Raw genomic sequence first — 10,090 nt, forward strand, 5'->3', positions numbered from 1 at the left:
CCCCGGGAGGTGTCATGGACGAACAGCAGGCCGAAGAAGGCAATGGTCGCCGCGTCATGCTGGCACTGGGCAGTGGCGGCGCGCGCGGCTATGCCCATATCGGTGTGATCGAAGAGCTGGAGGCACGCGGTTACGAGATCGTGGCCCTCTCCGGCTGCTCCATGGGAGCGCTGGTGGCCGGCGCCTATGCCGCCGGTCAACTCAGTGCCTACCGTGACTGGGTGTGTCGCCTGGACTACTTCGACGTGCTGCGCCTGGTCGACATTACCTGGAGCCCGATGGGCGCCATGAAAGCCAGCAAGGTCATGAGCAAGCTCGAGGAGCTGGTCGGTGACAGCCTGATCGAGGACCTGCGCGTGCCGGTGACCACCGTGGCCACGGATCTGACGCGCCAGCGCGAGGTATGGTTTCAATCCGGCCCGTTGTTGCAGGCCGTGCGGGCTTCCATCGCCGTGCCCGGTGTCATCACGCCGGTCTATCGCGGCTCCCAGGTGCTGGTGGATGGTGGCCTGCTCAACCCGCTGCCGGTGATGCCGGCGGTGGAGGCGCGTGCCGACTTCCTGATGGCCGTCAACGCCACGGCCCAGACGTCGCGCCCCATCTCGCTGGACGCCATGTTGCCGCCCGACGAGGCGGCCGAGGAGCGGGCCCGGGAAGAAGCCCGCGATCAGTCCGGCAGCGTCGATTTCGAAGGCTGGATGCAAGGCGTGAAGGGCGCCACCAAGCGACTGTTCGACGGCTTCGGCAGCGGGGAAGGCGATGACCATGAGCAGGGCCAGCAGGAACGTGATCAGCACGCCTGGGGGCGGCTCGACATGATGCTGGCGTCCTTTGATATCGCCCAGGGTGCGATTGCCAATTATCGCCTGGCCGGCTATCCGCCGGATGTGCTGGTCAAGATCCCCAAGACGGTGTGCGGCGCCTACGAGTTTCATCGCGCCGAAGCCCTGATTCGCCTGGGGCGCCACCTGGCCAAGGAAGCGCTGGACAAGCGCGAACGCGATCTGGGGACCTGAAAGGCATGGGGCAGGGCTTCGAGGGCGCGGCAGGCCGATAACGCATCGCGCGAGCCCGAGCCGGCCTGCACGGACAGCGGGTGATGCGCGTGTCGTCCGCTTCTTGCATGCGCTAGAGTGGTTCGCCTAACGGCACAAATGGCGGAGCGGATGAAGCGGTCATGGAAGTAAAGCTGCCCTCGCTGAGGGGGCTGAATGCCTTCGAAGCCACGGCCCGGCTGGGGTCGATGACCGCAGCAGCAGAGGCCACCGGCACCTCTCAACCCGTGGTGTCGCAACGGATACGCGCGCTGGAGGAGCACCTCGGGTTATCGCTGTTCGAGCGCAGTGGCAACAGCCTGGTGCTGACGCCTCACGGTGAGCGCTTCTATCACGAGGTGGAGCATGGCTTGCAGGTGATTCACGGCGCCTGCCAGGAGATGTATCGCCTCAGCGGCGTGTACAGGCCGCAAGTCTCCATTGCGGCGGGGTCCGGTTTTACCCACCTGTGCCTCTTGCCCTTGCTGCCCGAGCTGAAGGCCTGCTTCCCGCAGCTGCGCATCCATCTCGTGCCCGTGGATCGGGACGATGATGCGTCCATGCAGGCGGCGGATATTGCCATCCGGTTCGGCCGGCAGTCTGCGTCATCCGGGTCGCAACTCCTGGCCGAGGAGCGCGTCCTGCCGGTCTGCACGCCCGCCTATGCTGAACGACACGGGTTGCAGTACATAAACGACGCCGATGACCTGTCCCGCCTGACACTGCTGCATCAGGATGAAAGGGATCCTCGCTGGCTCGACTGGAAACAATGGGCTCGAGCGGTGGCGATATGGCCGATACCCGATGAGGATATATTTCCTTTCCACAATTACCCGCTGGTGTTGAATGCGGCTCTGGAAGGGCAGGGGGTCGCGCTGGGATGGAAGTTCATCGTCGAGAAACATCTCGCCAGCGGCAAGTTGATGGGAGTGGGGCCGGAGGTGGCTCGCGCGCATTATGGCTACTGGATAGAGCTCAAGTACCCTGACAATGCACTGGTGCAGCCCGTCAAGGACTGGCTGGTGTCGGCATTGAACGATGAGCGGGAGTGAGTGGCATCATGCATGGCCGGTGGGGCTCTGCCGGCCATGGCGGGTGTCGGGCCGGTCGCGTCGCTGAGCGCCGGCCCTTATGCCGAGTCACTCGGCGACCGGGCCCTGTGCTTCTGCCTCGCCGATGACGGCCGGGTCGAAGGGTGTCCGGGAGAACACGCGTTCCAGCAGGGGCTTGAAGTGCTCCAGTGAGGGCGTCGGGTAATCGGGATCGAAGGAGGCCTGGTCATAGCGCTCACAGAAGTCGACACAACTTTGATACCAGGGGTGGTGCTTGTAACGATCCCGTTCGTGCGGGTCCTCGGCGAAGAAGTGCGCGTAATAGACCTTCTGGAACAAGCCGTGATGATGGATGATCCAGGTCACCTGGCTCCGCACGTAGGGGCGGATGATCGCCGCGGCAAGTTGCGAATGATTGTAGGGTGCCAGTTCGTCTCCAAGATCATGCAGCAGGGCACCGACGATCAGGTCGTCGTCGGCACCATCGGCTTCGGCTCGCGCCGCGCTCTGAAGAGAGTGCTCGAGGCGCGTCACCTGATAGCCGCTCAAGCTGTTGTCCAGGTTTTCCAGTGCCTTGATCAGACGCTCGACCAGGCCCTCGTTGAACGCTGATTCCAGCCTGTCGAGAAACTGGTACTCTTCCCGGGTACCGTCCTTCATCTGGCGAAATGCGACCTGTTGCATTCAGACGACCTCCTGGGCTGTGTGCGCATCTTTCAGCAGGCTGGCGTAACGTTCCCGCGGTCCATCGGTATCCAGATAACATCCCTGCAGATGCCGGTGCCCTTCGTCAGGGTTGTAGCGGGTTCTACCATGCAGGACCCGACTGTTGTCGAACATCATCAACTCGCCAGCGCCGAGTCGGAAACGGAACTCGAAGTCGGGATCCAGAAAGAGTTCTCCGAGTCGCTTGCGCGCCTGGTGGAAGAGCCGGGTATCGCACGCATCCAGCAGTGGCAACGAGTCCAGCCGCGGGCTGTAGTGAACCCCGGTGGGTCGGCCCTCGGCATCTGTCTGGATCATGCTGCGATGGGTCACGAGTTCCGTGCCGGCATCCAGGAAGCGGAAACGCACGGGCGTCTGCTTGAGCAGCTGATACCCCTCCGGCATCTCGTGTTGCAGAGTGGCCAGCACCTGGAGGCTGTCGACCAGTGTCGAGAGCCCGCCGCTCGTTTCATTGACCAGGCAATGCAGCAGCTGGATGCCCGGTACCGGATGTCGGTACGGATTGTCGGTGTGCGGCCCCAGCGCGACACTGCGGTAGGCCAGATCATTGCCCGTGGGGCGCGAGTAGACCTCGAAGTAGCGCCCGAAATTGGTTTCCTTGACATAGCCGTACTTGGCGCCGACCTCCAGGATGCGTTCGGGGTCGGTGGGTACGTCGTGCAGCACGATATAGCCGTAGCGCAGGTAGGCGTCCAGCGACTGGTGGAACGCCGCGTCATCCGCCAGGATCTGCCGCCAGTCGAAGCGCAGGCCCTGGTGATCGATGCGCGCATCCCATGGCGTGGCCGAAGGAAAGTGGCTATGGCCCTGAATGTCCGCCGCCAGGGCATCAAGCTGGAAGGTTTCCTGGTGGCCGTCGCTGAAGGCGATATGCACGTCATCGTGGCACCCGCTCTCCAGTGATGCGATGGCCAGGTCCGGATCCAGGGCATGCGAGTCGAAGAGTCGCTGCTGGGTCATCGGCTCCAGCTGGTCGCGGGACCGAGTGCGCTCCCTGAGCCAGAGCGGGCTGAGGGTGAAGTGGTGATCTCCTTGATGTGCCCTGAGGGCCGGGGGTTGTTCGACGATTTCCAGTCTGACCTGTGCCGGCATGCTTTCGCTCCTGCTTCAACGGATGATGCGATCGGTTTCCGCTGCTCAGGATGATGGATAGCCGCCCGGCGAAGTAGGCCGCTTCACTTATGGCGCTTCATGCATTTTTTTTATGGGAGCCCTGCATCATCGCGGAGGTGCTAACGCTGGCGCCGCAACAAGACATAGACGGCGCCGGTCCCGCCATCGATGGGCGTCGCCGAGCAGAAGGCCAGCACGCTTGGCCACTCGCGCAGCCAGGCGTTGACGTGACTCTTGATGACCGGGTAATTGGCGCTGGCGCCCCAGGCCTTGCCATGCACGATCAGGACACAGCGCGCGCGTTCGGCTTCGGCCTCGTGAAGGAAGCTTTCCAGCTCCTGGCGAGCCTCGTCGATGGTGTAACCATGAAGGTCGAGACCCGCCTGCCAGCCGAGGCGGCCTTTCTTGAGCTCGCTGCGGGTACGATAGGGCAGGTCGGGAAGGGCGAAGTCGAGGTAGGTCGATGGCCTGACGGGATCGACACGGCCATCCGAGGTGCGTCCCGTTGCATTCTGGTTGCCGGCATCCGTCGCCGCGGCCCGTCGCGCCTGGGCGGCTTCCTCGGCGCGCCGAGGGCGGCCCGGGTCGGCGCGATTGTGCTGCATGGGGCGCACACCGGCCTCGCTCAGCGCCTGGCGAAAGGCGTTGATCTCGTCGTCATCGGGCTTCTGGCGTCGTCGACTCATGGTCAGGCTCGTCGGCCACGCACCGTGTCGTGCGTGGCATCATGAAGTGCATGCAAATGGCGGTGGCCGGTGTTCGGCATCAAACCTCCAGTATAACGGCCCTGGCGTGGCTGTGAACCGCCGGCGAAGGTACAATCGTCAGTCCACGCTTATCATGCAACCGCTGAACAGGATGCCCCGTGGCCGATTCCGACTGCACTTCATCGACTTCCACCCTGACGCTTGGCAACGGCGAGCTCGCCGAGGGGCTGATCACCCTGCGGGACTGCCTGCGCTGGGCCACCAGCGAGTTTCATCTGGCCGGCCTGCATTACGGTCACGGTACCGATTCGGCCTGGGACGAGGCCGTGGCGCTGACCCTGGGGGCCCTGCATCTGCCCTGGAATGTCGACCCCGGCGTGCTCGATGCGCGCCTGCTGCCCATGGAGCGCTCGCGCATCGTGGCGTTGGTGCGCGAGCGTATCGCCAGCCGGCGTCCCTTACCCTACCTGCTGGGGGAGGCCTTCTTCGCCGGCGTGCCCTTCAATGTCGACGAACGAGTATTGATTCCGCGCTCGCCGATCGCCGAGCTGATCGAGGATGGCTTCGCCGCCTGGTTCCCGGGCGAGCCGCCGATGCGGGTACTGGACCTGTGCGCCGGATCCGGCTGCATCGGCATCGCCACGGCACTGTATCTGCCGACCAGCGAGGTGGACCTGGCCGATGTCAGTCCCGAGGCCCTGGAAGTATCGCGCCAGAACATCACCCGCCACGATGTCGGCGATCGAGTGCGCGCCGTGATCGCGGATCTTTTCGACGGACTGGAAGGGCAGTGTTATGACGTCATCGTCTCCAATCCGCCCTATGTTGATGCTCGCGACCTGGCCGGCATGCCTCGCGAGTTCCATCACGAGCCGAGCCTGGCATTGGGAGCCGGCGCCGATGGCCTGGATATCGTGCGGCGCATCCTGCGCGAGGCCCGACAGTACCTGAGCGACGACGGCGTGCTGATTGTCGAGGTCGGCAACTCCGATCACCACCTGGAGGCGGCGTTTCCTGACGTGCCCTTCATGTGGCTGGAATTCGAGCGTGGCGGCCAGGGCGTGTTTGCGCTGACCGCCGCGGAACTCGACGCCCATGCGGCGTCCTTCGCCTGATTCGTCCTTGAGGAGCGCCCATGTCCGGCAACACCTTCGGCAAGTTGTTCACCCTGACCACCTTCGGCGAGAGCCACGGCCCGGCGCTGGGCGCCATCATCGACGGCTGCCCGCCGGGGGTGCCGGTGGATGAAGCCACCCTGCAGCACGAGCTGGATCGCCGCCGTCCCGGGTCGTCGCGTTTCACCACCCAGCGTCGCGAACCCGATCGGGTGCGCATCCTGTCCGGTGTCTTCGAGGGCGTGACCACGGGTACCTCGATCGGGTTGATGATCGAGAACACCGATCAGCGCTCCAAGGACTATTCGCGCATCAAGGACCAGTTCCGGCCGGCCCATGCGGATTACACCTACCACCACAAGTACGGTCTCCGCGATTACCGTGGGGGCGGGCGTTCCAGTGCACGCGAGACCGCCATGCGCGTGGCCGCCGGCGCCATCGCCAAGCAGTATCTGGCCGGCCGGGGCATTCGCGTGCGCGGCTACATGAGCCAGCTCGGTCCCATCGGCATCGAGTTCCGTGACTGGCAGGCGGTGGACGAGAACCCTTTCTTCTGTCCCGACCCGGACAAGGTGCCGGAGCTCGAGGACTACATGGAACAGCTGCGCCGCGACCAGGACTCCGTGGGGGCGAAGATCTCGGTGGTGGCCGAGGGGGTGCCGCCCGGGCTGGGCGAGCCGGTCTTCGATCGCCTGGATGCCGAGCTGGCCCATGGCCTGATGAGCATCAACGCGGTCAAGGGCGTCGAGATCGGCGACGGCTTCGCCGCGGTGGCTCAGCGCGGCAGCGAGCACCGCGACGAGATGACCCCGGACGGCTTCCTGTCCAACCATGCCGGCGGCGTGCTGGGAGGCATCTCCAGTGGTCAGACCATCATCGCGCATCTGGCCCTCAAGCCGACCTCCAGCATTACCACGCCGGGGCGCTCCATCGACATTCACGGCGAGCCGGTCGAGGTCATCACGCGCGGTCGACACGACCCCTGTGTGGGGATTCGCGCCACGCCGATCGCCGAGGCGATGATGGCGCTGACGCTGATGGATCACTTGCTGCGCCATCGTGGCCAGAACCAGGATGTCGCGGTGACAACGCCCCGCCTGTCGTGATGGGCCCTGTCGAGCGGGGCAGCCTGCTACACTGGACATGAGACGCCACTCACTCCAGTCAGGGATGCTATTCATGAAGATCAATGTCGAATTCGATTTGACGCCCGATGAATTTCGTCAGGCGCTCGGGCTGCCCGATGTGGAGGCGTTCCAGCAGGATCTGCTGCAGCGCATCCAGAAGCAGATGGAATCCGGGGTGGAAGGCTACGACCCGATGAGTCTGATGCAGCCCTTCCTTCAACAACCGCTCTTTCAGCAGGGCATGGCCAATTTCGGCAACTATCAGCAGATGATGATGGACATGCTGAATCGCGCCGCTTCCGGCGCCGGCCAGCAGGGCGCCGCCCAGGGCGACGAGTCGACAGCATCGACGTCCTCCGGCCAGAGCGGGTCGGGATCGGCGTCGGCCAGTTCCCGGTCACGCAGCAAGCGCAGCAACTGATGGGTCGCCTGCCGGCGTTGTCGCAGTCTTGACGTCATTATCTTGCAACGTGCGGCGTGCCAGACTAGTCTTTGTGCAGCGCAGCACAAAATCCGTGTCATACGTTCCCTTCGGGAGGTAGCGATCATGCAAGACAAGATGATGGATTCATTCAATCAGCAGGCCCGCGAATTCTTCACCCCCATGCGCAAGCTCAATTCCCTGATGCTCGACAACATGGAGCGGGTCACCCAGTATCAGCTGGATGCCATGAAGCGTTACAGCCAGATGGGGACGTCCAGCCTGCGCGATGCCAGCGACATCGGCGATGCCGAGCAGGCCCGCGATTTCGGCACTCGCCAGGTCGAGATGATGACCGAGCTGTCCAATCAGATGCTGGCTGACGCCCGCGCCATGAGCGAAATGAGCCTGCGCATGAAGAGCGAGATGGAAGCGTTGTTCGGCGAGTCCGGTCAGGTCATGGCCGAGCGGATGGAAGAAGCCACGCAAGCCACCCAGGAGTCCGCCAAGTCGGAAGGCCCCGCCAAGGCCACCAGCCAGACGACGCGCAAGCGCGGATCCGGCAGTAATGCGGGTAACGGCAACGGCTCCAGCTGAACCCCGACCAGCAGGCAGCAGCGCCGTCAGGACGCGCTGTCATCTCGGCCGCCATCCGCTTGATGGGTGGCGGTCGTTTTTCCAGATACCGGGAGGGAGCGATGCAGCCAGGGAATCACACGCCGTCGCAGGAAGAACTCGAAGCATGGGGCGAGCAGGCCAGGTTGATCGGTGAACATTACCAGGCGTTGCTCGAGGATGTGTTACCCCGGTTGGTGCCGGACACCGCGGCGGAATCCGTCTACTCGGACATGCGCGAAAGCTTTCGTGCCGGTGCCGAAGCGCTCAATCGTGATCCATCGCTGCTCTGGCAGACCCAGGCGCGCCTGATGGAGGATCAGTACCAGCTCTGGCAATACGGCCTCAAGGCCTTCTCCGGGCAAGCGGTAGAGCCCCTGGTCTCGCCCGGCAAGGGCGACCGGCGTTTTCGCGATGATGCCTGGCAGAGCGATCCCTTCTACATGGCGATCATGCAGCAGTATCTGCTGTTCGCGCAGCGCGTCGAGGCCCTGATCGACAATCTCGATGGCCTGTCGGACGACAATCGTCGCAATCTCGCCTTCTATGCCCGGCAACTGGTCAATGCCATGTCGCCGACCAACTTCGTGACCACCAACCCCGAGGTCATGCGCCGCACCGTGGAAACCCGCGGGCAGAATCTCGTCGACGGGCTGGCGCGGCTCCGCGAAGACCTGGCCAACTCGGTGGAAGGCATCAATGTCACCATGACCGATCGCACGGCCTTCAAGGTCGGTGAGAACATCGCGGTCACTCCGGGCTCGGTGGTCTTCGAGAACGAGCTGATGCAGCTGGTCCAGTATGCGCCCACCACCGAGAAGGTCTTCAAGACTCCCCTGCTGGTGGTACCGCCCTGGATCAACAAGTATTACGTGCTGGACCTGCGTCAGGAGAACTCCCTGATCAAATGGCTGGTCGACCAGGGGCACAGCGTCTTCCTGATCTCCTGGCGCAACCCTGGGCCCGAGCAGCGGGACCTGACCTGGGCGGATTACATGCAGATGGGGCCCATCGCCTCCATGGAAGCCATCGAACAGGCGGTCGGCGAGAAATCGGTCAACCTCCTGAGCTACTGCGTGGGCGGTACCCTGGCAGCCTCCACCGTGGCCTACCTGACCAGCACGCGGCGTGGCCGCAAGGTACGCTCCGTGACCTACATGGCCACGCTGCAGGACTTCCGGGACCCGGGCGAGCTGGGGGTCTTTCTCAGCGAGCCGGTGCTCAGTGGCCTCGAACAGAAGCTCGAGCAGGATGGTTATCTGGACGGCCGTGTCATGGCCTACTCCTTCAACCTGCTGCGCGAGAATGACCTCTTCTGGTCGTTCTACATCAACAACTATCTCAAGGGCGACGCCCCGGCCCCCTTCGACCTGCTGTACTGGAACACCGATGGCACCAACCTGCCGGCCGGCACCCATGGCTGGTATCTGCGCCATCTGTATCGCGAAAACCGTCTGGTCGAGCCCAACGGCATCGAACTGGATGGCGTCAAGATCGATCTGCGCAAGATCTCGACGCCCAGCTATTTCGTGTCGACCCGCGAAGACCATATCGCCAAGTGGAACAGCACCTACTATGGCGCCCTGCTGCCCAAAGGGCCGGTGACCTTCGTGCTGGGTGGCTCCGGTCACATCGCCGGGATCGTCAACCCGCCGCACAAGAACAAGTACGGCTTCTGGACCAATGACGAGCTGCCGGACGACCACGAGGCCTGGCTGGAAGGCGCCGAAGCCCACGAAGGCTCCTGGTGGCCGCACTGGCAAGCCTGGATGACCGACAACGGCTACGCCGATACCGAGAAGATGGTCGCGGCTCGCCAACCCGGCGACGGTGAACTCGACATCCTCGAACCCGCCCCGGGGCGCTACGTCACCATGACGATCCCCGAGGTGCTGGGCGAAGACCCGGCTTCGCCGGGAGCTTGAAGCTGAATGAGGTAAGAACGCGGCTGGCGCCGCTGAGAAGAAGGAAGAACGCGGCTGGCGCCGCTGAGAAGAAGGAAGAACGCGGCTGGCGCCGCTTGAAGAGGGAAGAACGGCGCTTCGCGCCTGGAAGAAAACCCTTGACACCATTGTGCTCGGGCGTACGCTTCCTTCTTCCTTCTTCCTTCTTCCTTCTTCCTTCTTCCTTCTTCCTTCTTCCTTCTTCCTTCTTCCTTCTTCCTTCTTCCTTCTTCCTTC

Annotated in this window: 10 protein-coding genes; 7 read left to right on the top strand and 3 right to left on the bottom strand. The window is 63.7% G+C overall.

The window, feature by feature from the left end:
- Positions 1 to 14 precede the first annotated feature (14 nt).
- Positions 15 to 1,016, top strand: coding sequence for a patatin-like phospholipase family protein (locus tag HHA01_RS02050; RefSeq protein ID WP_141317443.1), 1,002 nt, complete (start codon positions 15 to 17; stop codon positions 1,014 to 1,016).
- A 161-nt stretch (positions 1,017 to 1,177) separates the two neighbouring features.
- Positions 1,178 to 2,086 carry a LysR family transcriptional regulator gene (locus HHA01_RS02055; protein WP_141317444.1) on the top strand — a complete coding sequence of 303 codons (909 nt, stop codon included), beginning with the start codon at positions 1,178 to 1,180 and terminating at the stop codon, positions 2,084 to 2,086.
- An 87-nt stretch (positions 2,087 to 2,173) separates the two neighbouring features.
- Here the strand turns inward: HHA01_RS02055 and HHA01_RS02060 are convergent, their stop codons facing one another.
- From HHA01_RS02060 to HHA01_RS02070, 3 genes are all read right to left on the bottom strand, one after another.
- The gene (locus HHA01_RS02060) at positions 2,174 to 2,770 is read right to left on the bottom strand and encodes an HD domain-containing protein (RefSeq protein ID WP_141317445.1); all 597 of its coding nucleotides are present in this window, start codon (positions 2,768 to 2,770) and stop codon (positions 2,174 to 2,176) included.
- Positions 2,771 to 3,904 carry a TauD/TfdA family dioxygenase gene (locus tag HHA01_RS02065; protein WP_141317446.1) on the bottom strand — a complete coding sequence of 378 codons (1,134 nt, stop codon included), beginning with the start codon at positions 3,902 to 3,904 and terminating at the stop codon, positions 2,771 to 2,773. It lies immediately after the preceding gene.
- 140 nt (positions 3,905 to 4,044) lie between these two features.
- Entirely contained in the window at positions 4,045 to 4,611 is a 567-nt protein-coding gene (locus tag HHA01_RS02070; protein WP_141317447.1) for a Smr/MutS family protein, read from the bottom strand.
- 179 nt (positions 4,612 to 4,790) lie between these two features.
- On the opposite strand from HHA01_RS02070, the gene prmB reads away from it, so the two are divergent.
- The 5 genes from prmB to phaC all read left to right on the top strand — a co-directional run bounded on the left by prmB (position 4,791) and on the right by phaC (position 9,835).
- On the top strand, positions 4,791 to 5,747 hold the full coding sequence (prmB, locus tag HHA01_RS02075; RefSeq protein ID WP_141317448.1) for a 50S ribosomal protein L3 N(5)-glutamine methyltransferase: 957 nt from the start codon (positions 4,791 to 4,793) through the stop codon (positions 5,745 to 5,747).
- 20 nt (positions 5,748 to 5,767) lie between these two features.
- Entirely contained in the window at positions 5,768 to 6,853 is a 1,086-nt protein-coding gene (gene aroC / locus HHA01_RS02080; RefSeq protein ID WP_141317449.1) for a chorismate synthase, read from the top strand.
- 73 nt (positions 6,854 to 6,926) lie between these two features.
- Positions 6,927 to 7,295 (top strand): hypothetical protein, encoded by a 369-nt coding sequence (locus HHA01_RS02085; RefSeq protein WP_141317450.1) that lies wholly within the window; start codon positions 6,927 to 6,929, stop codon positions 7,293 to 7,295.
- Between the two features lie 126 nt (positions 7,296 to 7,421).
- The gene (locus HHA01_RS02090; protein WP_141317451.1) at positions 7,422 to 7,892 is read left to right on the top strand and encodes a phasin family protein; all 471 of its coding nucleotides are present in this window, start codon (positions 7,422 to 7,424) and stop codon (positions 7,890 to 7,892) included.
- A gap of 101 nt (positions 7,893 to 7,993) precedes the next feature.
- The gene (gene phaC / locus HHA01_RS02095) at positions 7,994 to 9,835 is read left to right on the top strand and encodes a class I poly(R)-hydroxyalkanoic acid synthase (protein WP_141317452.1); all 1,842 of its coding nucleotides are present in this window, start codon (positions 7,994 to 7,996) and stop codon (positions 9,833 to 9,835) included.
- Positions 9,836 to 10,090 lie beyond the last annotated feature (255 nt).

The organism is Halomonas halmophila (genome assembly GCF_006540005.1).
Lineage (GTDB): Bacteria > Pseudomonadota > Gammaproteobacteria > Pseudomonadales > Halomonadaceae > Halomonas > Halomonas halmophila.